26 protein-coding genes are annotated in these 24,776 nt (G+C 71.0%); 22 read left to right on the forward strand and 4 right to left on the reverse strand.

What is annotated here, in order from left to right; genetic code table 11:
• Positions 1-148: 148 nt before the first annotated feature.
• The 7 genes from bioB to ACUYMY_RS17600 all read left to right on the forward strand — a co-directional run bounded on the left by bioB (position 149) and on the right by ACUYMY_RS17600 (position 6,485).
• Entirely contained in the window at positions 149-1,153 is a 1,005-nt protein-coding gene (bioB, locus tag ACUYMY_RS17570) for a biotin synthase BioB (RefSeq protein WP_481704802.1), read from the forward strand.
• Entirely contained in the window at positions 1,153-1,428 is a 276-nt protein-coding gene (gene bsaP / locus ACUYMY_RS17575) for a biotin synthase auxiliary protein BsaP (protein ID WP_481704803.1), read from the forward strand. Before bioB ends, bsaP begins: the two co-directional genes overlap by 1 nt.
• Complete coding sequence (locus tag ACUYMY_RS17580) at positions 1,425-2,744, forward strand: adenosylmethionine--8-amino-7-oxononanoate transaminase (protein ID WP_481704804.1); 1,320 nt, start codon at positions 1,425-1,427, stop codon at positions 2,742-2,744. Before bsaP ends, ACUYMY_RS17580 begins: the two co-directional genes overlap by 4 nt.
• A gap of 8 nt (positions 2,745-2,752) precedes the next feature.
• A complete protein-coding gene (locus ACUYMY_RS17585; RefSeq protein ID WP_481705097.1) occupies positions 2,753-3,907 on the forward strand; it encodes an 8-amino-7-oxononanoate synthase in 1,155 nt (384 codons plus the stop codon).
• A complete protein-coding gene (gene bioD, locus ACUYMY_RS17590) occupies positions 3,904-4,638 on the forward strand; it encodes a dethiobiotin synthase (RefSeq protein WP_481704805.1) in 735 nt (244 codons plus the stop codon). Before ACUYMY_RS17585 ends, bioD begins: the two co-directional genes overlap by 4 nt.
• Positions 4,635-5,756 (forward strand): cytochrome P450 family protein, encoded by a 1,122-nt coding sequence (locus ACUYMY_RS17595; RefSeq protein WP_481704806.1) that lies wholly within the window; start codon positions 4,635-4,637, stop codon positions 5,754-5,756. The genes bioD and ACUYMY_RS17595 overlap by 4 nt, the downstream gene beginning before the upstream one ends.
• Before the next feature lie 63 nt (positions 5,757-5,819).
• Positions 5,820-6,485, forward strand: coding sequence for a GntR family transcriptional regulator (locus ACUYMY_RS17600; protein ID WP_481704807.1), 666 nt, complete (start codon positions 5,820-5,822; stop codon positions 6,483-6,485).
• 17 nt (positions 6,486-6,502) lie between these two features.
• On the opposite strand, the gene ACUYMY_RS17605 is transcribed toward ACUYMY_RS17600, so the two are convergent.
• Complete coding sequence (locus ACUYMY_RS17605) at positions 6,503-7,267, reverse strand: SDR family NAD(P)-dependent oxidoreductase (protein WP_481704808.1); 765 nt, start codon at positions 7,265-7,267, stop codon at positions 6,503-6,505.
• Entirely contained in the window at positions 7,264-8,490 is a 1,227-nt protein-coding gene (locus ACUYMY_RS17610; protein WP_481704809.1) for an aminotransferase-like domain-containing protein, read from the reverse strand. Before ACUYMY_RS17610 ends, ACUYMY_RS17605 begins: the two co-directional genes overlap by 4 nt.
• A gap of 140 nt (positions 8,491-8,630) precedes the next feature.
• Here ACUYMY_RS17610 and ACUYMY_RS17615 point away from each other — a divergent pair, with 140 nt between their 5' ends.
• A complete protein-coding gene (locus tag ACUYMY_RS17615) occupies positions 8,631-9,530 on the forward strand; it encodes a LysR family transcriptional regulator (RefSeq protein WP_481704810.1) in 900 nt (299 codons plus the stop codon).
• 81 nt (positions 9,531-9,611) lie between these two features.
• On the opposite strand, the gene ACUYMY_RS17620 is transcribed toward ACUYMY_RS17615, so the two are convergent.
• Positions 9,612-10,499 carry an ABC transporter substrate-binding protein gene (locus ACUYMY_RS17620; RefSeq protein WP_481704811.1) on the reverse strand — a complete coding sequence of 296 codons (888 nt, stop codon included), beginning with the start codon at positions 10,497-10,499 and terminating at the stop codon, positions 9,612-9,614.
• Positions 10,500-10,899: 400 nt separating this feature from the next.
• Here ACUYMY_RS17620 and ACUYMY_RS17625 point away from each other — a divergent pair, with 400 nt between their 5' ends.
• The 3 genes from ACUYMY_RS17625 (at position 10,900) to ACUYMY_RS17635 (ending at position 11,547) form a co-directional block, all read left to right on the forward strand.
• Positions 10,900-11,109 (forward strand): hypothetical protein, encoded by a 210-nt coding sequence (locus tag ACUYMY_RS17625; RefSeq protein ID WP_481704812.1) that lies wholly within the window; start codon positions 10,900-10,902, stop codon positions 11,107-11,109.
• Between the two features lie 87 nt (positions 11,110-11,196).
• Positions 11,197-11,343 carry a hypothetical protein gene (locus ACUYMY_RS17630; protein ID WP_481704813.1) on the forward strand — a complete coding sequence of 49 codons (147 nt, stop codon included), beginning with the start codon at positions 11,197-11,199 and terminating at the stop codon, positions 11,341-11,343.
• 42 nt (positions 11,344-11,385) lie between these two features.
• Positions 11,386-11,547 carry a hypothetical protein gene (locus ACUYMY_RS17635; protein WP_481704814.1) on the forward strand — a complete coding sequence of 54 codons (162 nt, stop codon included), beginning with the start codon at positions 11,386-11,388 and terminating at the stop codon, positions 11,545-11,547.
• 15 nt (positions 11,548-11,562) lie between these two features.
• Here the strand turns inward: ACUYMY_RS17635 and ACUYMY_RS17640 are convergent, their stop codons facing one another.
• Entirely contained in the window at positions 11,563-12,108 is a 546-nt protein-coding gene (locus ACUYMY_RS17640; protein WP_481704815.1) for a hypothetical protein, read from the reverse strand.
• A 269-nt stretch (positions 12,109-12,377) separates the two neighbouring features.
• Between ACUYMY_RS17640 and ACUYMY_RS17645 the strand changes: the two genes are divergently transcribed.
• The 11 genes from ACUYMY_RS17645 (at position 12,378) to ACUYMY_RS17695 (ending at position 24,760) form a co-directional block, all read left to right on the forward strand.
• Complete coding sequence (locus ACUYMY_RS17645; protein WP_481704816.1) at positions 12,378-12,617, forward strand: hypothetical protein; 240 nt, start codon at positions 12,378-12,380, stop codon at positions 12,615-12,617.
• 13 nt (positions 12,618-12,630) lie between these two features.
• The gene (locus ACUYMY_RS17650) at positions 12,631-13,284 is read left to right on the forward strand and encodes an RNA polymerase sigma factor (RefSeq protein ID WP_481705098.1); all 654 of its coding nucleotides are present in this window, start codon (positions 12,631-12,633) and stop codon (positions 13,282-13,284) included.
• Complete coding sequence (locus ACUYMY_RS17655; protein ID WP_481704817.1) at positions 13,281-13,547, forward strand: acyl-CoA dehydrogenase family protein; 267 nt, start codon at positions 13,281-13,283, stop codon at positions 13,545-13,547. The genes ACUYMY_RS17650 and ACUYMY_RS17655 overlap by 4 nt, the downstream gene beginning before the upstream one ends.
• Before the next feature lie 264 nt (positions 13,548-13,811).
• A complete protein-coding gene (locus ACUYMY_RS17660; protein WP_481704818.1) occupies positions 13,812-17,384 on the forward strand; it encodes a proline dehydrogenase family protein in 3,573 nt (1,190 codons plus the stop codon).
• 200 nt (positions 17,385-17,584) lie between these two features.
• On the forward strand, positions 17,585-18,226 hold the full coding sequence (locus ACUYMY_RS17665) for a GntR family transcriptional regulator (RefSeq protein ID WP_481705099.1): 642 nt from the start codon (positions 17,585-17,587) through the stop codon (positions 18,224-18,226).
• Between the two features lie 114 nt (positions 18,227-18,340).
• Positions 18,341-19,006, forward strand: a complete 666-nt coding sequence (locus ACUYMY_RS17670; RefSeq protein ID WP_481704819.1) for a GntR family transcriptional regulator — start codon at positions 18,341-18,343, stop codon at positions 19,004-19,006.
• 42 nt (positions 19,007-19,048) lie between these two features.
• Positions 19,049-19,765, forward strand: coding sequence for a haloacid dehalogenase type II (locus ACUYMY_RS17675; RefSeq protein ID WP_481704820.1), 717 nt, complete (start codon positions 19,049-19,051; stop codon positions 19,763-19,765).
• Between the two features lie 124 nt (positions 19,766-19,889).
• A complete protein-coding gene (locus tag ACUYMY_RS17680) occupies positions 19,890-21,179 on the forward strand; it encodes an aspartate aminotransferase family protein (RefSeq protein WP_481704821.1) in 1,290 nt (429 codons plus the stop codon).
• Positions 21,180-21,183: 4 nt separating this feature from the next.
• Positions 21,184-24,081 (forward strand): FAD-binding and (Fe-S)-binding domain-containing protein, encoded by a 2,898-nt coding sequence (locus ACUYMY_RS17685; RefSeq protein WP_481704822.1) that lies wholly within the window; start codon positions 21,184-21,186, stop codon positions 24,079-24,081.
• A 123-nt stretch (positions 24,082-24,204) separates the two neighbouring features.
• Positions 24,205-24,495: a hypothetical protein gene (locus ACUYMY_RS17690; RefSeq protein ID WP_481704823.1), complete on the forward strand. Its 291-nt coding sequence runs from the start codon at positions 24,205-24,207 to the stop codon at positions 24,493-24,495.
• A gap of 31 nt (positions 24,496-24,526) precedes the next feature.
• Positions 24,527-24,760 (forward strand): hypothetical protein, encoded by a 234-nt coding sequence (locus ACUYMY_RS17695; RefSeq protein WP_481704824.1) that lies wholly within the window; start codon positions 24,527-24,529, stop codon positions 24,758-24,760.
• The last annotated feature ends 16 nt before the right edge of the window (positions 24,761-24,776 follow it).

The raw sequence follows: 24,776 nt of genomic DNA on the forward strand, positions 1-24,776 counted from the left end.
CTGAGCGCAACTGCTGCCCACGGTCAAAACCACGCCAGTCCTCTTGTAGACCCCCCACAAAATCGCCCTCCCCGCGCGCGGCTACCTTCGCTTGTGACCGGCAGCCAGATCGGCCGCCGGCGGAAGCGACGGACCTGGAGGATCAACGATGACCAGCGGCTACGCCATTCTCGAGACGGCCCGGAAGCAGGTTCTGCACGAGGGCCTCGGGCTCAGCGAGGCGCAGATCCTCGAGGTCCTCCGCCTCCCCGACGAGGCCATCCCCGCGGCCCTCCAGCTCGCGCACGAGGTCCGGATCGAGCACTGCGGCGAGGACGTCGAGGTCGAGGGCATCATCTCGATCAAGACCGGCGGCTGCCCCGAGGACTGCCACTTCTGCAGCCAGTCCGGCCTCTTCGACTCCCCTGTGCGCGGCGTGTGGCTCGACATCCCCGAGCTCGTCAAGGCGGCCAAGGAGACCGCCGCCACGGGCGCGACCGAGTTCTGCATCGTCGCCGCCGTCCGCGGCCCGGACATCAAGCTCATGAACCAGATCAAGTTCGCCATCGACCGGATCAACGAGGAGGTGGACATCAACATCGCCTGCTCTCTCGGCATGCTCACGCAGCGTCAGGTCGACCAGCTCGCGGAATGGGGCGTGCACCGCTACAACCACAACCTCGAGACGGCCCGCAGCTACTTCCCCGAAGTCGTCACGACGCACACCTACGAGGAGCGCCTCGAGACGTGCCGCATGGTCAAGGACGCGGGCATGGAGCTGTGCTGCGGCGCCCTCATCGGCATGGGCGAGACCGTCGAGCAGCGCGCCGAGCTCGCGGCCCAACTCGCCGCCCTCGAGCCCCACGAGGTCCCGCTCAACTTCCTCAACCCCCGCCCCGGCACCCCGCTCGAGGACTTGTCCGTCATGGACGGCAAGGACGCCCTACGCGCGATCGCGGCCTTCCGGCTCGCCATGCCCCGCACCGTGCTCCGCTACGCCGGCGGCCGCGAGCTCACCCTCGGGGACCTCGGCACACGCGAGGGCCTGCTCGGAGGCATCAACGCCGTGATCGTCGGCAACTACCTCACGACCCTGGGCCGCCCCGCCGACGCCGACCTCGACCTCCTCGTCGAGCTCAACATGCCCATCCGGGAACTCCAGAAGTCGCTCTGATGCAGGAGGCCTCCACCCAGCTGTATTGCGGGCACTGCGGCGAGCGCACGACGCCGGGCGCGCACCCGCCGTCGTCTGCCAACCCGCCGTCGTCTGCCAACCCGCCGTCTCCTGGCCACGAGCGCTGCAAGCAGCGCCTCGCGATGGAGCCGCCGCGCTACTGTGCGTCCTGCCGGCGCCGAATGAAGGTCCAGGTCACGCCGATGGGCTGGACGGCCGAGTGCTCGCGGCACGGGACGCTCACCGCGGGAACCGCACCGGGGGCAGTCTCGTGACCAGCCTCATTGCCCGCGACCGCGCCGCCCTCTGGCACCCGTACGCCGCGGCCTCGCCGACGCTGCCGCTGTGGGAGGTCGAGGACGCCGAGGGCGTGACCCTCCGGCTGAGGGACGACGGCGGGGCGCGCCACGAGGCGGTCGACGCGATGTCCTCGTGGTGGTCCATCATCCACGGCTACCGCAACCCCCTCCTGGACGCCGCGGCCAAGCGCCAGCTCTCGCGCTTCAGCCACGTCATGTTCGGCGGACTGACGCACGATCCGGCCGTCGAGCTCGCCGAGCGGCTCGTCGCGATGGCGCCCGCAGACCCGGGGCGGCCCGCGCTCGAGCGCGTCTTCCTCGCCGACTCGGGTTCGGTGTCCGTCGAGGTCGCGCTCAAGCTCGCGGTCCAGTACCAGGCCGCGGCGGGCCGGCCGAACAGGCAGAAGTTCCTCGCCCTGCGCGGGGGCTACCACGGCGACACCGTCGGTGCGATGTCCGTGTGCGACCCCGTGGACGGCATGCACGCGGCCTTCGGCGGCCTCGTGCCCGCGAATGTCTTCGCGCCCCGACCGCCTGCCGCGGCCACCGCGACGCCGGAGGACGTCGCCGCCTGGCGCGACGCCGTCGAGCGCCTCGCCGCGGCCCACGCGGACGGGCTCGCGGCGATCGTCGCCGAGCCCGTGCTGCAGGGCGCCGGTGGCATGCACGCCTACCCGCCGGAGTGCGTCCGGATCCTGCGCGAGGTCGCGGACCGGCACGGCCTCCTGCTCATCCTCGACGAGATCGCGACCGGCTTCGGCCGCACGGGCGAGCTCTTCGCCGCGGGCCACGCCCGCGTCGTGCCGGACATCCTGTGCGTCGGCAAGGCGCTCACGGGCGGCTACCTCACGCTCGCCGCGATGCTGTGCACGGGCGAGGTCGCGGCCGCCGTCTCCTCGGCCGGCGCGCTCCTCCACGGGCCCACGTTCATGGCCAACCCACTCGCGTGCGCCGTCGCGAACGCGAGCCTCGGCATCATCGGGGGCGGCGCGTGGCGCGAGGACGTCCGCCGGATCGAATCGGGCCTCGCCTGCCGGCTCGCCCCCGCACAGGCGCTCGACGCCGTCGCCGACGTCCGCACGATCGGCGCCGTGGGCGTCGTCGAGCTCGCGCACGACGTCGACGTCCCCGCCGTCACGCGCGCGGCCCTCCGGCGCGGGGTGTGGGTGCGCCCGTTCCGGAACCTCGTCTATACGATGCCGCCGTACATCAGCACGGCGGAGGACGTCGCGACGATCGCCGCCGGGATCATCGGGGCCGTGGAAGAGGTCCACGAGAGGGTCACCGCATGAGCCACTCGATGAACCGCTGGCTCGAGCAGCAGTCCCACGTCCGCGAGCGCCGCGGGCTCGTCCGCCGCCCCGTGGCCCGGCGGGCCGGCGAGCGCAGCATCGACCTCGCGAGCAACGACTACCTCGGCCTCGCCCGGGACCCGCGCCTCGCCCAGGCCGCCGCCGACGCCGCCCGCACATGGGGCGCCGGCTCGACCGCGTCCCGGCTCGTCGCCGGCACCACCGAGCTGCACCTCGCGCTCGAGGCCGGGCTCGCCGCGGCCACGGGGCTGGAGGCCGGTCTCGTCTACTCCTCGGGGTACTTGGCCAACCTCGGTGTCGTCACCGCGCTTGGCGGGCCCGGGACGCTCATCCTCGCCGACGAGCACTGCCATGCCTCCCTCGTCGACGGCTGCCGGCTCTCCCGCTCACGGGTGGTGACGTTCGCGCACAATGACGCGGACGACGTCGCGCGCCTCCTCGCCGAGCGGGGCGAACCGCGCGCTCTCATCGCCGTCGAGTCCATCTACAGCGTCGGCGGGGACGCGGCGCCCCTCGAGCGGCTGCTCGCGGTGGCCGAGGAGCATGACGCCGTGCTGCTCGTCGACGAGGCGCACAGCCTCGGCGTGGCCGGAACGGGGGCGTTCCGCGGCCGCGGCGCGGTGGCCGGCACGCGGCTGGCCGGGAGCCCGCACGTGATCGTGACCGCGACGCTCTCCAAGGCCCTCGGCAGCCAGGGCGGCGCCGTCCTCGGCTCGGCGCTCGTGCGCGAGCACCTCGTCAACCGCTCGCGGAGTTTCATCTTCGACACCGCGCTCGCCCCCGCCTCGGCCGCGGCCGCGCTGGCCGCCCTTCGCATCGTCCGCGACGAGCCGTGGCGGGCCGAGCGCGTCCGCGCGAACGCGGGCCTCATCGCGTCCGGCCTCGCGGGGCTCGGGCCGGTCTCGGCGGGGGCTGGCGCTGTCCAGTCGCTCGCGATGCCCTCGGCCGAGGCCGCGGCCGCCGCCGCCCGCGCGGCCGCCGACGCCGGCGTGCGCGTGGGCTGCTTCCGCCCGCCGTCGGTCCCGGACGGCATCTCCCGGCTCCGCCTCACGGCACACGCCGGGCTCACCCCCGAAGACATCGAGGAGGCCTGTTCCGTCCTGGGCAGTGCCGTCTCTGAGAGCGCGAGGACACCGGCATGACCCTCCCCCGCATCCTGTTCGTCACCGGGACGGACACCGGCGTCGGCAAGACGATCACGACGGCGGCCCTCGCCGCCGCGCTCACGGCCCGCGGCCGCGCCGTGGCCGTCTACAAGCCGTGCCAGACCGGCGCCCGCCACGGCGACTCGGACATCGCCGAGGTGCTCCGCCTCTCCGGGATCGCGACGGCGGAGGCGGGCGCCGTGCTCGGCGAGCCCCTCGCCCCGCGCCCCGCCGCGGTGCTCGACGCCGCGCGGCTGCCGGCCGCCGTCGAGCACGCCGCGCGCATCGCCGAGCTCGCCGCCGCCCACGACCACGTTCTCGTCGAGGGCGCGGGCGGGCTCCTCGTCGAGCTCGACGACGACGGCGCCACCCTCGCGGACCTCGCCTTCGCGCTGGGGGCCGGCGTCGGCGCCCACGGCTTCGTCCTCGTCACCCGCGCGGCCCTCGGCACGCTCAACCACACGGCGCTCACGCTCGAGGCGCTCGAGCGAAGGGGCCTCCCCGTCGTGGGGCTCGTCGTGGGTTCCCGGCCCGGCGAGCCCGGCCTGGCCGAGCGCGGGAACCTCGCGACCCTCTCCAGCGGAATCGTCCCCCTGCTCGGGGCGATCCCGGAGCGGGCCTCGGAGCTCGAGCCGGATCGCTTCCGGGCCGAGGCGTCCACGTGGCTCGGGGGGCTGGTGGATGAGCTGGCCGAGGGGCCGCTCATCGATGAAGAGGTGCCGGCGTGAGCGCCCCGGCGGGCTTCGTCGTCGTCCGCGAGCCGCATCTGGTGCGCGAAGTCCTGCACCGGCCGCAGGACTTCAGCCCGGCCAACGCCCTCGTCGCGGTCACGCCGCTCACGGGGCCGTCGCTGCGGGTCCTGCAGGGGGCGCGGTTCGCGCTGCCGCCGATCCTCGCGAGCAACGACTCGCCCACGCACGCGGGCATCCGGAAGGTCGTGGCGGGGTTCTTCACGCCCGCGACCGTCGCCGGGATCGAGCCGCGCATCCGGGAGCTCGCCCGGGAGTCCGCGAGCGCGGCCGCGGCGCGGCTCGCGGCGCGGGGACATGTGGACCTCGTCGAGGCCGTCGCGGCGCTCCCGCCCGCCCAGGTCATGCTCGAGCTGCTCGGGCTCCGGGTCCCCGACGACGAGCTCTCGGCGCTCAAGGCCTGGAGCCGGGATTCGCTCGAGCTGTTCTGGGGCTGGCCCGACGACGCGCGGCAGCTCGAGCTCGCCCGCGGCGCTGCGGACTTCTACCGCTGGCTCCGGGACCTCGTGAAGGCGTCCGTGGCCTCCCCCGAGCGGAACCTGTTCGCGGCGCTGGACAGGCACGGGCTCTCAACCCCGGAGATCTGCTCGCTGGGCTACTTCCTGCTCATCGCGGGGCAGGAGACGACGACGCAGCTCATCAGCACCGTGCTGTTCCGGCTGGCCGAGGGGTCGTGCCCGGTCACGTGGGCCGAGGCCGCGGGGGCTGACGGCGCGGGGGCTGACGGCGCGCGGCGGGCCGTGCGGCACATCCTGGCCATCGAGTCCTCGGTGCCCACGTGGCGCCGCGTCGCCGCGCACGAGACGACGATCGGCGGGCAGGCGGTCCCGGCCGGGGCCGAGATCCTCCTCGAGCTGACCGGAAACCATACGGCCAGCGACGGGGCAGCCAGCGGCGCTCGGGCCACCGACTACTCCCTCGCGTTCGGCTCGGGCGTCCACCGCTGCCTCGGCGCGAAGCTCGCGGAACTGGAGGCCGCCGTCGTCGTCCAGGAGACCGCCGCAGCCCTGCCCGCCGTCCGGCTCGCGGATCCCGAGCCGGAGTGGGTGCGCCTGCTGTCCTTCCAGGCGCCGCGGGCGGTGCTCGTGGCCGGATGAGCTGCCGGTATCCCGTCTCCTATGATTGTTGACAAGGTTGTATCTCGTTGAGGTCAGGGGAACATGACAGCGCAGCAGGCCTTCCAGCCGATCAAACAAGAGTCCACGCCGACCCTCATCGCCAACCAGTTGAGGAAGTTCATCGCCAACGGGACGCTGGCTCCCGGGTCTCAGCTCGTGGAGATGGACATTGCGGGCGAGCTCGGGGTGAGCCGGGGGCCCGTCCGTGAGGCGATCCAGCGCCTCGCCCAAGAGGGCCTCGTCGAGAGCATCCGCAACAAGGGGGTCTTCGTCCGCGATTTCGGCCCCGACGATCTGCGGGACATCTATCACGTTCGGACGTCCCTGGAGAAGGGCGCCTCGGAGATCCTCCTCGCCGGCGACCACGCGGCCGCGGGCGTGGAGCTGCTCCTCTGCGTCGAGCGCATGGACGAGGCCAGGAAGGCAGACGACCTCGAGGCCATCTCCGAGGCGGACCTCGCCTTCCATGAGCGGCTCGTGGCTCTGGCCGCCAGCCCGAGGCTCTCGAGGATGCACGCCACCCTGCTCACGGAGACACGCATCTGCCTCAATCGGCTCGAGGGCAGCTACGAGGACGAGGCGGCTCGGGTGGCCGAGCATCGAGGCATCGCCGAGGCCATCCGGGACGGCGAGGAGGCTCTCGTGATGAAGCGGCTGGACGCCCACAAGGACGACGCCCTCATGAGGCTCGTCCCGGCCGAGCAGTAGAGCAGTAGCGTCCTCGACTACTGCGCGAGATATCCGCCGTCGACCGGAATCGAGACTCCGGTGACATAGGAGGCCTCCGGGCTGGCCAGATAGGCGACCGCGGCGGCGACGTCGTCCGGCTCCGCGATGCGCTTGAGCGGGATGGCGTCAGCCACGCGGCGCATGGTCGATTCGGGGTCCTCCTGGTTCGACACCCACTCGGCATAGAGGGGGGTGTTGGTCATTCCCGGTGCGATCGCGTTGACGCGGATGTTATGCGGGGCGAGTTCCACGGCAGCGGCCCTCGTCAGAGCGAGCATGGCCCCCTTGCTGGCGCTGTAGATCGACATCGTCGGCACGCCGATGCTCGCCAGCCGCGAGGTGATGTTGATGATCGCCCCGCCGTCGCCCCTGTCCCTCATCGCGCGGCCTGCCGCCTGGAGGCAGGAGATCGCACCGAACGTGTTCGTCTCAAAGGTCTGCACGATCTCGTGTGCCGGGACGTCCAGCAGGGGGCCGACATGGTCGATCGCCGCGTTGTTGACGAGGACGTCGAGACGGCCGGCGAGCTTCAGAGTCTTCTCGATGAGGGCGTCTGCGGCATCTGGCTCTGCGAGGTCGGCCCGAAGGAAGTGCGCGTCCCGCCCGAGTTCGCGGGCGACGCTTTCGCCGCGCTCTGTGGAGCGGCCGCTGACGACGACGGTGAGCCCGTCGGCCGCCAGCCGCTTCGCGATCGCGATCCCGATGCCTGAGGTGGCGCCGGTGACGAGTGCGGTCCGCGCCGGCTGGGCTGCCGCGGTCATCGGGCGGCCTCCCCCGCGGCGACAAGCAGCTCCTCATCGAGGGCCGCACCCAGCCGCTCGACGCCCTCCCTGATCCGCTCGGGCGTCGAGGTGGCAAAGCACACCCGGAGGGCGTTGTGGAAACCGCCTGAAGCCGCGAACGCGGGCCCGGGGATATAGGCCACGCCATGGGCCAGCGCCCTGGGGAAGAGCTTCTCTGTGTCAATGTCCCGGTAGCGGCCGTCAAGGGTGAGCCAGAGGAAGAAGCCGCCTTCGGGATGGGTGGCGACGACCTCGCTGCCGAATCGCTCGCCCAGAGACCCCAGGAGCGCTTCCTTCCGGTCGCGGTAGACGGCGCGCAGGCGCAAAAGGTGGGCATCCAGGGCCCCCTCGGCCAGGTAGGCCGCCACGACGTGCTGCAGCGGCACGTTCGTGCAGGTGTCCATGGCCTGCTTGGCGTTGACCGCGAGCTGTCGCAGCGCAGGGTCCAGGTCCATCCAGCCGATCCTCAGGCCGGGGGCCAGGATCTTCGAGAAGGTGCGGACCTGCACGACGCGCGGATTGCCGGGACTCAGTTCCCCAAAGCCGGGAACGTCCGTGCCGTCGAAGCGCAGGGCCCCGTACGGGTCGTCGTCGATGATGACGGCGTCCCATTCCTCGGCGAGGTCGAGCAGGAGCCGACGGCGGGGCTCAGAGAGCGTGGCCCCCGAGGGATTCTGGAAGTTCGGGATGGTGTAGATGACCCGGGGGGTCTTGCCCGTGCGGGCGACGAGGTCTGGGAGCGCCTCGACGATCATCCCGTCGTCGTCGATCGGCGCCTCCAGCAGGCTGGCCTCGTAGCTCAGCGCAGTGCCGATGCCATTCGTGTAGGTCGGCGCCTCGACCACCACGAGGTCGCCCGGATCAACCAGCAGCTTGAAGGCGATGTCGAGACCCTGCATGCCGCCGGTCGTGATCAGCAGACGGCCTGCATCAGCCTCGAGGCCCTGGCGCTGCAGGTAGGACTGCACCTGGGCAAGGAGCTCGGGCTCCCCCTCGGTCGCCCCGTAGTCGAAACTGCCGGCGGGAGCGGCCGCGAAGAGACGCGCGAAGTCCGCCTCGGGGACGAGCTCTGCGTTGGGGGCGCCCATCGCAAAGCGCACGATGTCGTGCGTCTGGCTCGCGAGCAGCGACGTGGAGGAATCGATCACGGAGCCCCCGAGCAGGCTGGCCCGCGAGGCGAGGCGAAGTGTTGGCGTGGTCAAGGTACCTCCTGGAGCCGAAGTGATTCCTCACCAACGCTACGAACACCAACCCGTAAGAGGAACGGGCATCGTCTTGGCGATATCCTTAAGCCAAAGTTCACGATGCGGGTATGCCAAGGGCTCACGAGGATGGACAGATCATGCTTGATGTTCGGCGGCTGGTGCTGCTGCGGGAACTGGGAGCACGCGGGAGCATCGCGGCTGTTTCCCGCTCCGTAGGCATCAGCTCCTCAGCCATCTCACAACAGCTTGCCAAGCTCGAAGACGAGGTCGGCCTGCGCCTGCTCGAGCAGGTCGGCCGGCACGTGCATCTCACCCAGGCCGGACGTCAGCTCGCCCGCACCGCCGATCAGGTTGTCGCTGTCCTCGAGGACGCTGAAGCAGAGCTCGAAGGGCGGCGGAGCCGCGTGCAGGGCGTCGTGCGGCTTGCTGCATTCAGCACCTTCGCACTGCGATATCTGCCGGACGTGGTGCGTCGCTTGGCCGAGACGCACCCCGATGTCGTCCTGGAGTTCGACCAGCTGGAACCCGCTGCGGCCCTCGACGTGGTGACCGGGAGACGCGCGGACATCGCGGTGATCGACGAGTACCCGCACTCCCCGCATCGTGTCGCTTCAGAAGTGAGGCGCTTCCACCTTCTGCGAGACGGCTTCACTGCCTTCGTCCCCCACGAGGTGGGCTCGTTGCACGAGCTGGCCCGGCTGCCTTGGGTGTTCGAGCCCGCCGAGACCGATGCGGCACACTGGGCGAGGCGTCTGTGCCGGGAGGCCGGATTCGAGCCCCTTGTCCGATTCGAATCACCCGATCTGCGCCTCCACCATGGCCTCGCGGTGGCAGGGATGGCCGCAGCCCTGCTTCCCGACATGCTGTTCGGCGGCTCGAGCGTCCCACTCCAGGAACCGACGTACCGCTTCGACTGGCCGCAGAGCTCCGTCACTGAACTCCACCGAGACGTCTATGCAGTAGTTCGCCCGGGAGCCCAGAACCGACCAGCCGTGGCCGCGGTGCTCGGGTATCTCCAGGCTCCTTCCGCCCCTTGAGGGCGCGCGCCGGGAGGGTGACGAGGTGGGCCTCCCCGCCCACGACGCTGCGGCCGTGGGCGGGGACCGGTGACCTGCGCGCTAGTTGAGCTTGGCGTCGGCGACGGCCCCGAACTCAAGACCCCAGGTCTCGAGGGCCTCCTTGTACTCCGGGGTTCCCAGGATCGACTGGATGGCGGCCTGCATGGCGGGGGTCAGCGGCGAGCCCTTCTTCAAGCCCACGGCCGTGATACCGGTGCCACCGACGTTGAGCGGCGGGGTGAGCATCTGGAACGAGCCCGGCTGCTGCTTCTGCGCCCAGGCGAGTGCAGTCGTGTCGTACAGGATCGCGTCGATCCGCTTGGCATGCAGCTGGACCAGGGCCTCTTGGACGTTCGGCAGGGTCACGGGGTTGATGGCCGGCTTGCCCTGGGAGGTGCAGGTCTTCTCGCTCAGGGCGGGGAGCCGCAGCAGCTGCCCGGTGGAGCCCTGGGTGACGGCAACGTTCTTCCCACACAGGGTCTCGTTGGTGAATTTCTGCGGGTTGCCCGCGTTCACTCCGATGGAGGTGCCGCCCTTGAAGTAGTCGATCATGTCCAGGACCTTGAGCCGCTCCTCGGTCTTCGCCATGGTCGAGACGGTGAAGTCGAAACGGCCGCCATCAAGGCCCGGGATGATCGAGTCGAACTTCGTGTCCACGAACCTGAGCTTGAGGTCGAGCTTCTTGGCGATGAGCCGCGCGATGTCCGGGTTGAGACCGATGGGGGTCTGGTTGTCCTCGGCGAGGAAGTCAGTCGGCGGGTCGTGCAGGTCTGTTGCAACCGTGAGCTCGCCCTTGTCCCTGATCGACTGCGGGACCAGGCTCACAGCCTTCGGGTCCGGCTGGACGCCCTCGGAGATGTCCCTCAGGCCGCGTTCGGTGGAGCTGGGGTTCGCAGCCGTGGCGCCGGCAGCGTTGCCGCAGCCGGTCAGGGTCAGGAGGAGGGCCAAGGCCGCGGCAGCGATGTGAAGCTTGTTTCGTGTCGTCGTGGTCCCTCGCCGTGCGAGGCGGAGTGTTGGCGTGAGCCTGATCAAGGTACCTCCTGAAGCCGAAGTGATTTTCGTCACCCACGCTAGGAACTCCTACCTGCAAGAGGAACGCGAATCGCCTTGGCCATACCGTTAAGTCCAGCTTCACGTTCCTGGCGCTCCCGTAGACACCGAGACACCTTCCCCGGCACACCAGCGGCTCCCTCGATGGCGCTTGCGCCGAGACGAAGAGCCCGAGATTCCCACCTCCCTTGACACAGCACTGTCCAGCGGCACTCGTTCGGATGTGATCTAGCCAACAGTAAATTGTTGACAATCAACTGTTGGCGCGAGATACTTGAGGAAACAAAGGAGCGGCATCATGAAATCGCGATCCCTCTGCGCACAACGGAAGATGGCCCAGCGACTCCCGCTGGGACACAGCCACGGCATCCACACTCCCACTTCCCGCATTTCCGGGGAGGACTGGATGTTCCTCAACAGCGAGGGCTGCGTGGCCATCGACCGCGGCGCGGACAGGGACGTGACCATGCTCGCCCTCGGACCGGGCGACGCCCCGTCCTTCGGCTGACCGCCCGCTTCTCTCCCCAGGGCGGCTGCCCGCCTTGCTCCCCTTCCCTCCAACGGCTCGCCCCACCCCTCACGAGAGGCTGATGCAATGAAGCAGTCAGATACCTCCACCATCTCGCTCCCCCTGATCGGCCAGGAGAGCGTCATCTCGGCGCCGATGAACGCGGCCTCCCGAGGCACGTTCCACTGCGAGGACGCCTCCTGCGTGTACTGCTCAGGACCCGAGACGGATTAGCCGCGCAGAGCAGCAGCACAAGAGAACTCGGCGGACACCCCCATGTTCCACGTCTACATGACCGCGATGGTCCTGATCCTGGCAGCGGGAGTGGCCTGCACGCTGCTGTCGGAGACCCACCTCGCCCTCGCCGGCGGGCTGGGCCTCATGACGCTCGGCGGCGGGGGCCTCTCTGCAGGCTGGATGACCCGGCCCCGCCGATAGCAGGCGGCACGCGGATCAGCGGAAGGCCCCCGGGAACTGCGCGATGATCCCGCCACTCAGGTCGTCCGCGAGCATGAGCATGTGCGCCTCGGCCTCGTCGTAGACGTCGATGCCGTGGGCGTAGTTGCCGGTGAGCTCGTCAGCCGCGTACACGGTCGTCTGGTCGATGTGGCCCTTCATCATGTCCCGCATCTCCGCCTGCGGCCAGTTCTTCGGGTTGGCCGAGGACAGGAAGTCCGCGATCGCGTCGGCGTTGGCATACGCAGCCGACGCCGCGGCCGCCACCCCGGCGGTGTCGCCTGCCCTGGCGGCCTGCAGGAGGGTGACGAAGCCCGCGATGTGCTCCTGCAGGAGCGCGGTCAGGCGGTTCGCCGCCGAGTCGCCGTAGAACGGCGCGATCGCGGCGCCGATGTCGGCCTGGTTCTCGAGCAGCCGGTCCACGGTGGCCCCGAACCCCGGCGAGCCCGCGGCGAAGTCCGTGATGGCCATGCGCGTCCACTCCATGTGCTGGTTCCACAGCAGCCGCATGTCCATCCGGAGCCGCATCTGCGCCGCCGGCACGGAGGCGTCGCCGACCTCCCCACCGCAGCGGCGACCGCGTGCTGCCCGTGGTGACCCGTCGCCGTCGGCTGCGCTGCGCAGCCGGCGAGCCCGCCGCCGACGGCGAGCGAGGCGATGAGCGCGGCGGCGGCCAGCCGCCCGTCCGAAGCCCGGTGTTCCATGATGGCCTCCTTTCTCGTTGCGGGCGCTCGCCCGTGCCTCCTTAGTGGCGCGCAGAACTGCGGTCTTACCGGAGGTAAGAACCGCGCCTCGGCGGACACTCATGGGGTATGAGCATCCAGTGGGACGCGGAAACGCGCAGCGGGGCCGAGGCGCCCCGCGACGAAGGGGAACGGATCGTGGCGTGGCGCGCCCGCCTGCTCCGCGACGCCGGGTTCCCTGCTACTCTCGCGGCACGGATGGCGGCCACGCGGGGCGTGGACATCCACGAGCTCCTCAACCTCGTGGACCGGGGCTGCCCGCCGGAACTCGCGGTCCGCATCGCCGGGCCGCTCGAGCCCGGGAGGTGAGGGCGTGGACGGCATGGGCTCCCCGAGCGCGGGGACCTCGCCCGCGCACGCGGCGCACGACGGCGGGGACTGGGTCACGCTGCTCAGCTCGCCCGGGCCGGGGCACGCCGAGGCGCTGGCCCGCCTGCACGAGCTCCTGACGAAGGCATGCCGCCACCAGATCTCCCTCATGGCCTCGCACCTGCCGCCGATCGGGCGGGTGCGCGTCGAGGAGCTCGTCAACGAGGCCGCGGACGAGGCGATGGTCGCGGTGCTCGCGAAGCTGCCCACCTTCGAGGGCCGCAGCCGCTTCACGACGTGGGCCTACAAGTTCGGCATCCTGTATGCCGCCGTCGAGGTCCGGCGGAACCTGTGGCGGCACCGGGACGTAGATCTCACGTCGGTGCCCGAGCCGCAGGCCCGCGGAACCTCGCCCGAGCAGGCGGCCGAGGGGCTCGAGCTCTCGGCCGCCGTGCACGCCGCCATCCGTGACGCGCTGACCACGCACCAGCAGCGCGTCGTCGTCGCCCTCCTCGTCGACGAGGTGCCCATCGACGTCCTCGCCGAGCGCCTGGGCACGACGCGCAACGCGCTCTACAAGACCCTCCACGACGCCCGGGCGCGCCTGCGCCAGCACCTCGGCGCCGCCGGATTCCCCATCGCTCCCCAGCAGAAGGCAACGCCATGACCACGCCCCACCGGGACATCACCCCCGAGACCCTCGAGCGGCTCACGGTCGCCGCCGAGCCCTGGCTCTCCTGCGACGCGTGCTTCGAGCAGGTCGACCTCTACGTCGAGCGGCTCCTGGCCGGCCGGCCGGACACCTTCCCCGGGATGCGCGCCCACCTCGGCGCGTGCGCGGCGTGCGCGGAGGAGGCCCGTTCGCTCGTGCTGCTCGCGGCGGCCGACGCCGGGCAGGATCCCCAGGCGGCGCTCAGGCGCCTCGCGTAGCACTGGCTACCTAGCAGCGGCTCGCGGCCCGGCCCTCCAATACATCGCCAAACCCGAAGAATATCGTCCGGGAATCATCGCTTTTCGTTAATCGCCTGTTTGGCCATACTGGGATCAGTTGGGCCGGCCCGGAAGCGCATCCGGGCATCAACTCGCCGCTCGACGGCCCCTCGGGGAGCGGCTTTCACGTGCCAGCCAGGCGGCGACCCAGCACCCGTGCATGGGTCAGTCGTCTCTGCGCTGTGCCTGTTTCGAGGAGTACCCATGACGATCACCAGTGCCCCGGGCGGCAGCCGACTCGTGCGGCCGCAGGACCTCGCGGACGACGCCGTCGCCCTGGTCCGCCGTTGGCTCGCCGAGGGCGCCAAGGTCCCCGTCGACGCCTCCGCCGCGCAGCTCGCCGGCGTGCTGCAGGACGCGAACGGGCTCGACTTCACGGTCGGGTTCGTCGACGGCGTCGTCCGCCCCGAGGACCTGTCCGTCGCGGCCCGCAACCTCAAGGCGCTCGCGCCCAAGGTCCCGGCCTTCCTGCCCTGGTACATGAAGTCCGCCGTCGCCCTCGGCGGGACGCTCGCGCCGGTGATCCCCGGCGTCGTCATCCCCGTGGCCCGCCGCGTGCTGCGGGACATGGTCGGCCACCTCATCGTCGACGCGACGGACGCCAAGCTCGGCCGCTCGATCGCCAAGATCAAGAAGGACGGCGTCCGCCTCAACGTCAACCTCCTCGGCGAGGCGATCCTCGGCGAGGGCGAGGCCTCCCGCCGGCTCGAGGGCACCCGGCGCCTGCTCGCGCGCGACGACGTCGACTACGTCTCGATCAAGGTCTCCTCGACCGTGGCCCCGCACAACCACTGGGCCTTCCACGAGGCCGTCGAGCACATCATCGCCAAGCTCGCCCCGCTCTACCGGCTCGCGGCATCCTCCAGCCCGCAGAAGTTCATCAACCTGGATATGGAGGAGTACAAGGACCTCGAGCTGACCATCGCGGTCTTCACGCGGCTCCTGGACCGCCCCGAGTTCCGGAACCTCGAGGCCGGGATCGTGCTCCAGGCCTACCTGCCGGACGCGCTCGGCGCGATGATCCGCCTCCAGGAGTGGGCCGAGGCCCGCGTCGCCGCCGGCGGCGCACCGATCAAGGTCCGCGTCGTCAAGGGCGCCAACCTGCCGATGGAGCGGGTCGACGCCGACCTGCACGGCTGGCCGCTGGCCACGTGGGGCACCAAGCAGGACTCCGACACCTCCTACAAGGCCGTGCTGGACTACTCTCTGACCCCCGAGCGGATCGCGAACGTGCGCATCGGCGTCGCCGGCCACAACCTCTTCGACGTCGCCCTCGCCCACCTCCTCGCCCAGGCCCGCGGCATCGGCTCTGGCCTCGACTTCGAGATGCTCCTCGGCATGGCCACGGGCCAGGCCGAGGCCGTGAAGAAGGACGTCGGCTCCCTCCTCCTCTACACGCCGGTGGTCCACCCGGGCGAGTTCGACGTCGCGATCGCCTACCTGATCCGCCGCCTCGAGGAGGGCGCGAGCCAGGAGAACTTCATGTCCGCGGTGTTCGAGCTGGACAAGAACGAGCCCCTCTTCGAGCGCGAGAAGCAGCGCTTCCTCGCCTCCCTCGACGCGCTCACCGGGCAGGTCCCCGGCCCGAACCGGAACCAGGACCGGACGGCGTTCGACGCCGCGGCCGCCCTCGCCGAGGAGACCCGCCGGGCCGAGCTGACCCGCCAGATCGGCGTGAACGCCTACGGCGGCCCGACGGCGAGCTTCGCCAACACCCCGGACACCGACCCGGACCTCCCGGCCAACCTCGCGTGGGGCCGGTCGATCCTCGCCCGGGTCCCGTCCTCGACGCTGGGCCAGGCCACCGCCGACTCCCACGAACTCGGCACCCAGGCCGAGCTCGACGCCGTCCTGGACACCGCCGTCGCCCGCGGCACCGAGTGGGGCGCCCTGAGCGGCGCCGAGCGCGCCGCCGTGCTGCACCTCGCCGGCGTCCGCCTCGAGGCGCGCCGCGCCGAGCTGCTCGAGGTCATGGCGTCGGAATGCGGCAAGACCCTCGACCAGGGCGACCCCGAGGTCTCCGAGGCCATCGACTTCGCCCACTACTACGCCGAGCTCGCCAAGGAGCTCGACGCGGTCGACGGCGCGCAGTTCGTCCCGTCGAAGCTCACCGTGGTGACCCCGCCGTGGAACTTCCCGGTCGCCATCCCGGCCGGCTCGGCCCTCGCCGCCCTCGCCGCGGGCTCCGCCGTCGTCATCAAGCCCGCGCGGCAGGCGCGCCGCTCGGGCGCCGTCATGGTCGAGGCCCTGTGGGAGGCCTTCGACGAGGCCGGCGTCGACCGCGGCGTCCTGCAGTACGTGCAGGTCTCGGAGCGGAAGCTGGGCACCCGCCTCGTCTCGCACCCCGCCGTCGACCGCGTCATCCTCACCGGCGGCTACGAGACCGCCGAGCTGTTCCGCTCCTTCCGCAAGGACCTGCCGCTCCTGGCCGAGACGTCCGGCAAGAACGCCATCATCGTCACGCCGAGCGCGGACCTCGATCTCGCCGCGCGGGACGTGGTCCAGTCCGCCTTCGGCCACGCTGGGCAGAAGTGCTCCGCCTCGTCGCTCGTCATCCTCGTCGGCTCGGTCGCGACCTCCCGCCGCTTCAACCAGCAGCTCGTCGACGCGGCCCGCTCGCTCAAGGTCGGCTACCCGGTCGATCCGCAGACGCAGATGGGCCCGATCATCGAGCCCGCGGAGGGCAAGCTCCTGCGCGGCCTCACGACGCTGGGCGCCGGGGAGAACTGGGTCCTCGAGCCTCGCAAGCTCGACGAGAGCGGCCAGCTCTGGAGCCCGGGCGTGCGCGCCGGCGTCCGCCGCGGGAGCGAGTACCACAAGACCGAGTACTTCGGCCCGATCCTGGGCATCATGACCGCCGCGACGCTCGAAGAGGCGGTGGCGATCGTCAACGAGATCGACTACGGCCTCACCTCCGGCCTGCACTCCCTCGACCCGGCCGAACTGAAGTACTGGCTCGAGAACGTCCAGGCCGGCAACCTCTACGTCAACCGTGGCATCACGGGCGCGATCGTGCGCCGCCAGCCCTTCGGCGGGTGGAAGAAGTCCGCGGTCGGCGCGGGCACCAAGGCCGGCGGCCCGAACTATCTCGTCGGGCTCGGCTCCTGGAAGGACGCCCCGGTCCGCGAGGCCCGCCCGGCGTCGCTCGCACCGCAGGCCAGGCAGCTGCTCGCCGCCGCCCGCGCGGCGGGCACGACGCCGGCCGACCTCGCCTGGCTCGAGGCCGCCCTCGCCTCCGACGCCGAGGCGTGGCGCGCCGAGTTCGGCGCCGCCCGGGACGTCTCCGGCCTCGAGGCCGAGCGCAACGTGTTCCGCTACGCGCCCGTCCCCGCGGTGATACGCTACGAGGCCCCGACGAGCGGGCACGGCGTGGCCGAGCTGCTCCGCGTCGCGTCCGCCGCCCTCACCGCGTGGGGCCAGAGCGTCCCGCAGGGCGCGGTCGTCAGCACCGCGGCACCGCTCCCGGCCGACGTCGACCATGCCCTCCGCGCCGCCGGGCTCGCCCCGGTCGTCGAGGACGCCGCGGCCTGGGCCAAGCGCGCCGCGCGCCTCGCGGCCCAGACCGGCCCCGACTCCGGCGCCCGCATCCGCCTCATCGGCGGCTCGGCGCTCGCCACCGCGGAGGCCGCGAACGGCAAGCCCGACGTCGCGGTCTACGCGAACGACGTCGTCGCCGCGGGCCGCGTCGAGCTGCTCACCTTCCTCCGGGAGCAGGCGGTCTCCATCACCGCCCACCGGTTCGGCACCCCGAACAACCTCTCGCGCAACGCCATCTGACGCTCCGGGCACCGGCGAGGCCCTGGCACCTGCTGCGCAGGCGCCAGGGCCTCTTCCGCGTTCACCAACCCGGTTGAGAAAGAGATCGCGCCAGATCATTGTCAACTATTTACAATAGTGATATATTTGTCCAGTGCCCGTAGTTACCTTCTAAGGGCTCAAGCTCGCGGCCATCGTCCGAGGAAGGGAGAGTGAGCGGAATGAAGGAATCAGTTGGCCTCATCGCCTTGGCGCCCCAATCGACCTCCGCCAGAGTCGCGGATCAATTGCGCGAACGCATTATCGACGGTTATTTCGCCCCTGGCCAGCAGATCAACGAATCGCTCGTCTCTAGCCAGCTGAACCTCTCCCGGGGTCCCGTCCGGGAGGCCCTGCAGCGACTGACCCAGGAGGGACTGCTCGTCAGCAAGCCCAACCGCGGCGTGTTCGTCGTCGAGCTGACGCCGAAAGACGTGGACGAGATCTATGGCGTCCGCGAGATCCTCGAGCTCGGTGCAGCCCAGATCATCATGGCCCAGCCTGCCGAGCGGCGAGAGGAAGTCGCCGAGGAGCTCAGGAAGGTCGCCGTGCGGCTCACAGAAGCCGCAGGAGAAGACGATTGGGAAAACGTCTTCAGGCTCGATCTGGAATTCCACACGACACTGGTCTCGGAATCTCGGAATTCCCGTCTGCTGCGCGCCTACACCACCCTGGCCGCCGAGACCTTGATGTGCATGCGGAACCTCGAGCAGTCCTACCCCGCCTCGAGCTCCGTGACCACGCACCTCATGATGGCCGAGATGATCGGCAGCGGATCGATGGACGAGGTCCGCTCCGCCTTCCACCGCCACCTCACCGTCTGACCACTCGACCTCACCCCGCGGCCCCGGACAAATGTCCGGGGCCGCTCTTGCAGAAGCGCCGCCCGTCTACTGTATGATTGTAGACAACCTTGATCTGCCGTCAGGAAGGGCAGCATGAACGCTCGTCAGGCCCTCCAGCCCATCGCCCAGGAGTCCACGCCGTCGCTCATCGCGGCCCAGCTCAGGCAGCACATCGCCGAGGGGACCCTCGCGCCGGGAGAGCAGCTCGTCGAGATGGAGATCGCCCATGAGCTGGGCGTGAGCCGAGGGCCGGTCCGCGAGGCGATCCAGCGCCTGACCCAGGAAGGCCTCGTCGTCAGCATCCGGAACAAGGGGGTCTTCGTCTCGGAGTTCGAGACGGATGACCTCCTCGACATCTATGAGGCCCGGACCGCCGTGGAGAAGTCTGCGGCCTGGCTTCTCTTCTCCCGTGACCACGTCCGGGCTGGCGACGAGCTGCTGCGCTGCGTGGAGCGGATGGCGGAGGCCAACGCGGCCGAGGACCTCGGGGCCATGTCGGAGGCGGACATCGCCTTCCACGAGAAGCTTGTCGAGATGGCGGCCAGCCCGAGGCTCTCGCGCATGCACGCCACCCTGCTCACCGAGACGCGGATGTGCCTCAACCGGCTCGAGGGGCGGTACGACGACGAGTCAATCCGTGTCGCCGAGCACCGCGCAATCGCCGAGGCGATCCGCGAGGGGAACGGGGAACTCGCGATGCAGCAGCTGGAACTGCACAAGGCGGATGCCTTGGGACGGCTGCTCCCGCTCCACGGATAACGAGCCCCGTCCGACACGAACGCACAAGCCGAAGGGAAGCACATGTTCGAAGAATTCGATGCCCTCAGCTTCGACTGCTACGGCACGCTCATCGACTGGGAGGCCGGCATCGCGGCCGTCCTGGCCCCGTGGGGCCGCGCCACACGTCCCGAGCTGACCGACGAGGATCTCCTCCTGGCCTACGCGGACGAGGAGGCCCGCGTGGAGCGGGAGAACCCGACGGCCCTCTACCCCCAGGTCCTCGCCGAGGCCTTCCGCGCCACGGGCGCCAAGCTCGGCATCCCCGTCTCGGACGACGACGCCGCGCGGCTGGGCTCGTCGGTCCCCGACTGGCCGGCCTTCCCCGACTCGGCTGAGGCCCTGAAGAGGCTCAGCACCCGCTTCAAGCTCATCATCCTCTCCAACGTCGACAAGAAGAGCTTCGAGGGCAGCAACGCCCGCCTCGGCGTCGACTTCGACCGCATCATCACGGCCGAGGAGGTGGGCAGCTACAAGCCGTCTCAGAGGAACTTCGACGCGCTCAAGGAGTACGCGGACGGGCAGGGCCTCAAGGTCCTGCACGTGGCCCAGAGCCTGTTCCACGACCACGTCCCGGCCCAGCAGGCCGGACTCAAGGGCGTGTGGATCAACCGCCGCCACGACCGGCCGGGCTGGGGCGCGACCCCCGACCCAGGCACGGACATCCACCCCGAGTGGACCTTCAACTCGATGGCAGACTTCGCCATCGCCGCGGTCCCGCAGCCGGCCACCGCCGGCTGAGACGGACCCCACAAGCCGCGGCCAGCACCTCCGCCGCCTCCGACCCTCCCTGCCGGAGCGTCCCCGAGGTGCTGGCCGCACCCACCTCTGACACAACCCCTCTGACCCCAAAGTAGGTAGAACTATGGCCACTCTCAGCCCCATCCTCAAGCAGGCGACCCCGGTCGTCGTCGACCACGCCCTCGGCAGCTGGATCTTCGGCACCGACGGCGAGCAGTACCTCGACTTCACCACGGGCATCGGCGTGACCAGCACGGGCCACTGCCACCCGAAGGTCGTGGCCGCGGCCCGCGAGCAGGTCGGCCAGATCATCCACGCCCAGTACACGACCGTGATGCACAAGCCCCTCCTCGAGCTCACCGAGAAGCTCGGCGAGGTCCTCCCGGCCGGCCTCGACTCGGTGTTCTACGCCAACTCCGGCTCGGAGGCCGTTGAGGCGGCCATCCGTCTCGCCCGCATGGCCACTGGCCGCCCGAACATCGTCGTCTTCCAGGGCGGGTTCCATGGCCGCACCGTCGCGGCCGCCTCCCTCACGACGGCGGGCACCAAGTTCGCCGCGGGCTTCGCCCCGCTCATGGCCGGCGTGCACATGGCCGCCTTCCCCTACGCCTACCGCTATGGCATGGACGAGGCCACCGCCGTCGAGTTCGCGCTCAAGGAGCTCGACTACCTCCTCAAGACCCGCACGGCCCCCGAGGACACGGCGGCGTTCCTCATCGAGCCGGCCCTCGGCGACGGCGGCTACCTCCCGACGCCTCCCGCCTTCATGGACGGCCTGCGCGAGCGCGCCGACCGTCACGGCATCAAGCTCATCTTCGACGAGGTCCAGGCGGGCGTGGGCCGCACCGGAAAGTTCTGGGGCCACCAGCACTCGAACTCCTCCCCGGACATCATCATCACGGCCAAGGGCATCGCCTCGGGCTTCCCGATCTCCGCCATCGCCGCCTCCACCGAGACGATGTCGAAGGCCTGGCCCGGCTCCCAGGGCGGCACCTACGGCGGCAACGCCGTCTCCGCGGCCGCTGGTGTCGCGACGCTCCAGGTCATCAAGGAGGAGGGCCTCGTCGAGAACGCCCGCCTCCGCGGCAACCAGCTCCTGGCCGGCCTGGCGGACATCCAGACGCGCTTCCCGGTGATCGGGAACGTCCGCGGCATCGGCCTCATGGCCGGCATCGAGTTCACCGCGCCGGACGGCGCCGCCGACGCCGCCACCGCCGCCGCCGTGCAGCAGGCCGCCATCTCTGAGCGCCTCCTGACCCTGACCTGCGGCCCGGAGGGCAACGTCGTGCGCCTCATCCCCGCCCTCGTCGTGACCGAGGACGAGATCGCCGCGGGCCTCGAGCGGTTCGAGGCGGCCGTGGGCGCGGTCGTCGGCGTTGCGGCTCGGCCGGCCACCGCGGGAGTCGGGGCCTGAATCGATGACCGCTGACGTTCTCCCCGCCGTGGATCCGGGGGCCATCCTTCCCGTGCTCGAAGCCGCGGGCGTGCCCGTCGAGGCCGCCGGGCATCGGCTGGCCGCCTACTCCTACGACGCGTCCAACTATCGGGTTCCCCCGGTCGGTGTGGTCTTCCCGCGCAGCGTCGACGATGTCGTCGCCGTCGTGCGGGCGTGCCGCGAGATGGGCGTGCCCGTGGTGAGCCGCGGCGGGGGAACGTCAATGGCCGGCAACGCCGTCGGCCCCGGCATCGTCCTGGACTTCTCGCGGCACATGGACAGGATCCATGCGATCGACGAGGAGTCCGGGACGGCCGACGTCGACCCCGGCGTCGTGCTCGCCGTGCTCTCCCGCGAGGTCGAGCGGGCCACGGACGGGGCGCTGACCTTCGCCCCCGACCCGTCCTCGAAGAACCGCGCAACCGTGGGCGGCGCCGTCGGCAACGACGCCTGCGGGAACCACTCCGTGCGCTACGGGCGCACCTCGGACCACGTGGCCGAGCTCGACGTCGTCACGCTCGACGGCGCCCGGCTCACCGCGTACGACGGCGGCCTGCGCGCCACCGATCCCGCAGACGCCTCCTCGGTCACCCGCGCCTTCGAGCTGACCGAGGAGCTCACGGGGCTCGCGAAGAGGAACCTGGGGCCGTTCCGCACCGAGCTCGGGCGGATCCAGCGCCAGGTGTCCGGCTACCATCTCGGGCACCTGCTCCCGGAGAACGGCTTCAACGCCGCACGGGCGCTCGTGGGGTCCGAGGGCACGTGCGCGATCGTCGTCCGGGCCAGGATGAAGCTCGCGCCGAAGTCCCCGAGCGCGCTGCTCGTGTGCCTGGGCTACGCGGACGTCGTCGACGCCGCGCGGGACATCACGACGATCCTCGAGTTCGAGCCGGCCGCCGTCGAGGGCATCGACGAGGCCATCGTGGACACGATGCGGCTTCGCCGCGGGGACGACTCGGTGCTGGGGCTGCCCCAGGGGAAGGCCTTCCTCTACGTCGACCTCGACGGCGACCGGCCTGAGGAGGTGGCCGCCGAAGCGGCGCGGCTGCTCGAGCGGCTGCGGGCCAACGGCCGGATGCTCGACGGCCGGGCCGTGCCCGACACGCTCGAGCGGGCCACGCTCTGGCGCGTGCGCGAGGACGGCGCCGGCCTGTCCTCGCGGCCGGCCAGCGGCGGCGAGTCCCTCGCCGGGTGGGAGGACTCCGCCGTCGCCCCCGAGAACCTCGCCGACTACCTCGCCGACTTCCGGCGCCTGCTCGACGAGCACGGCCTGACCGGGATCATGTACGGCCACTTCGGCGCCGGCTGCATGCACATCCGCATCACCTACGACCTCCGCAGCGACGAGGGCCGGCGGGTCTACCGGAAGTTCACCGCCGCGGCCGCCGAGCTCGTCGTCCGCCACGGCGGCTCGCTCTCTGGCGAGCACGGCGACGGCCGCGCCCGCAGCGAGTTCCTCCCCGCCATGTACTCCCCCACGATCATCGAGGCCTTCGAGGAGTACCGCCGGATCTGGGACCCCACGGGCCTGCTCAACCCCGGCTCGCTCACCGACCCCGACCCGATCGACGCGAACCTGGCCCTCGAGGGCGTACCGGACCGTCAGTGGCGCACCCACTTCGAGCTGCGGCCCGTCGAGGCCGAGCGCGCCGGGGCCGACCCCTGGGTGCACGCGGTCCAGGCCTGCATCGGCGTCGGCCGCTGCCGCTCCGACGCCGGCGGGGTCATGTGCCCGAGCTTCCGCGCGACCGGGGACGAGAAGGACTCCACCCGCGGCCGCTCCCGCGTCCTGCAGGACATGGTCCGCGGCGCCCGCAGCATCGACGAGGGCTGGAAGTCCCAGGACGTCCGCGAGGCCCTGGACCTGTGCCTGGCCTGCAAGGCCTGCTCGAACGACTGCCCCGCCGGCGTGGACATGGCCACCTACAAGTCCGAGTTCTTCTCGCACTACTACGAGGGGCGCGTGCGGCCCATGTCGCACTACTCCCTCGGCTGGCTGCCGTTCTGGCTCAAGATCACCGTGCACGTGAGCCCGCTCGTCAACGCCGTCCTCGCCACGCCCCTGGGCACGGTCATCGCGAAGCTCGGCGGCCTCACGACCGAGCGCGCACTGCCCAAGTTCGCCTCCCGCCGCGCGCTGCGCAAGGAGCTCGCCGGAGTCGAGCGGACGACGGCGGGCGAGGCCGACGTCGTGCTCTTCGTCGACTCCTTCACCAGGGGCTTCCGCCCCGAGGTCGCCGGCGCCGCCGCCCGCGTCGTCGCCGACACCGGCCGCACGGTCGCGTGCGAGGCCGACGCGTGCTGCGGCCTGACCTGGATCTCCACAGGCCAGCTCGACACCGCCAAGGCCTCGCTCGCCAGGGCCGTGGCGAAGCTCGACGACGGGTCCGACGCCCCCATCGTCGTCATCGAGCCCAGCTGCGCCGCCGCCCTGAAGAAGGAGGCCCCCGAGCTCCTCGGCACCGAGGCCGCCGAACGGGTCTCCCACCGGATCCGCAGCTTCGCCGAGGCCGTCACCGACTGGGCCGCCGCCGGCTGGAAGCCCCGCCACGTCCCCCCGTCCGTCACGGTCCAGACGCACTGCCACGAGTACTCGACCTTCGGGGCCACCGTCCAGCGCAAGGCCCTCGCCTCCCTCGGCGTCGCCGAGGTCGCCGAGGCCACCGGGTGCTGCGGCGTCGCCGGCAACTTCGGCTTCGAGGCCGAGCACTACGACGTCTCGATGAAGGTCGCCGAACAGGCCCTCGCCCCCGCCCTCGCCCGCACGGGCGCCGAGACCCCGGTCCTGGCCGACGGGTTCAGCTGCTCGATGCAGGTCAGGCAGCTCGACCCCGAGCGCGAGAGCAAGCACCTCGCGGAGCTCCTTGATCCGCAAAAGTAGCTGATTGCAGATTGTTGACAATAGGACCATAACGGAAGCACACTGAGAGAGCGCCGTAAGAACGGCGCTCTCTCAGCTCCTTTTGCCGGGGCAATGACGCTTCGGCTCCAGTCCAGGAGAGCCATGTCCACACTGCTGCTCGACGAGCTTCCCCCCGCCCGTTCCGTCCGTCTGCCGTCCGTGCCCGTGGTCCTGCGTCGCGAGGACCGCGTCGCCGTGACCGGGGGACACTGCCCTACGACCGGGGTCTGGTTGTCCACGTTCATGCCCTCGGCGCCCGTTGTCCTTCGGCGGGGGGAGCTCATGCCGCCGCTCGAGGGACGCGCCGTCGAGTGGCACTACGCCGAAGGGCGCAACGCCGAACGGCACCACACTCCCGCGCCGGCGTCCTACCTCGCCGAGCCCGGCCACTGAAGGAGATACGACTGTGAAGTCATGCTGCACCATGAGCCCCGGCCAGAACACCGTTCTTCCCGCGGGCGAACCGCTGCCCTCGAATGAGTGGGCTTCCCTCACGAGCAACGAGAGGATCGCGGTCCGCCGCGGCGAGGCCCCGGCAGCGACCGGCACGGTCGACATCGTGGCCGCGGACGGATCCATCTTCTGGGTCCACCTGGACAACGGCCGAGGACGCGTCGCGATCCACGTCGAGGACGACGCCGCGGTCTGGCGGGCTTAGGCGCGAGCCGCGCGCC

It is taken from the genome of Sinomonas sp. T428B (assembly GCF_056780155.1).

Coding starts and splice junctions, on each gene's coding strand:
- bioB (WP_481704802.1), top strand. CDS start 149: ATGACCAGCGGCTACGCCATTCTCGAGACGGCCCGGAAGCAGGTTCTG.
- bsaP (WP_481704803.1), top strand. CDS start 1,153: ATGCAGGAGGCCTCCACCCAGCTGTATTGCGGGCACTGCGGCGAGCGC.
- ACUYMY_RS17585 (WP_481705097.1), top strand. CDS start 2,753: ATGAACCGCTGGCTCGAGCAGCAGTCCCACGTCCGCGAGCGCCGCGGG.
- bioD (WP_481704805.1), top strand. CDS start 3,904: ATGACCCTCCCCCGCATCCTGTTCGTCACCGGGACGGACACCGGCGTC.
- ACUYMY_RS17600 (WP_481704807.1), top strand. CDS start 5,820: ATGACAGCGCAGCAGGCCTTCCAGCCGATCAAACAAGAGTCCACGCCG.
- ACUYMY_RS17605 (WP_481704808.1), bottom strand. CDS start 7,267: ATGACCGCGGCAGCCCAGCCGGCGCGGACCGCACTCGTCACCGGCGCC.
- ACUYMY_RS17615 (WP_481704810.1), top strand. CDS start 8,631: ATGCTTGATGTTCGGCGGCTGGTGCTGCTGCGGGAACTGGGAGCACGC.
- ACUYMY_RS17625 (WP_481704812.1), top strand. CDS start 10,900: ATGAAATCGCGATCCCTCTGCGCACAACGGAAGATGGCCCAGCGACTC.
- ACUYMY_RS17630 (WP_481704813.1), top strand. CDS start 11,197: ATGAAGCAGTCAGATACCTCCACCATCTCGCTCCCCCTGATCGGCCAG.
- ACUYMY_RS17635 (WP_481704814.1), top strand. CDS start 11,386: ATGTTCCACGTCTACATGACCGCGATGGTCCTGATCCTGGCAGCGGGA.
- ACUYMY_RS17645 (WP_481704816.1), top strand. CDS start 12,378: ATGAGCATCCAGTGGGACGCGGAAACGCGCAGCGGGGCCGAGGCGCCC.
- ACUYMY_RS17650 (WP_481705098.1), top strand. CDS start 12,631: ATGGGCTCCCCGAGCGCGGGGACCTCGCCCGCGCACGCGGCGCACGAC.
- ACUYMY_RS17655 (WP_481704817.1), top strand. CDS start 13,281: ATGACCACGCCCCACCGGGACATCACCCCCGAGACCCTCGAGCGGCTC.
- ACUYMY_RS17660 (WP_481704818.1), top strand. CDS start 13,812: ATGACGATCACCAGTGCCCCGGGCGGCAGCCGACTCGTGCGGCCGCAG.
- ACUYMY_RS17665 (WP_481705099.1), top strand. CDS start 17,585: ATGAAGGAATCAGTTGGCCTCATCGCCTTGGCGCCCCAATCGACCTCC.
- ACUYMY_RS17670 (WP_481704819.1), top strand. CDS start 18,341: ATGAACGCTCGTCAGGCCCTCCAGCCCATCGCCCAGGAGTCCACGCCG.
- ACUYMY_RS17675 (WP_481704820.1), top strand. CDS start 19,049: ATGTTCGAAGAATTCGATGCCCTCAGCTTCGACTGCTACGGCACGCTC.
- ACUYMY_RS17680 (WP_481704821.1), top strand. CDS start 19,890: ATGGCCACTCTCAGCCCCATCCTCAAGCAGGCGACCCCGGTCGTCGTC.
- ACUYMY_RS17685 (WP_481704822.1), top strand. CDS start 21,184: ATGACCGCTGACGTTCTCCCCGCCGTGGATCCGGGGGCCATCCTTCCC.
- ACUYMY_RS17690 (WP_481704823.1), top strand. CDS start 24,205: ATGTCCACACTGCTGCTCGACGAGCTTCCCCCCGCCCGTTCCGTCCGT.
- ACUYMY_RS17695 (WP_481704824.1), top strand. CDS start 24,527: ATGAGCCCCGGCCAGAACACCGTTCTTCCCGCGGGCGAACCGCTGCCC.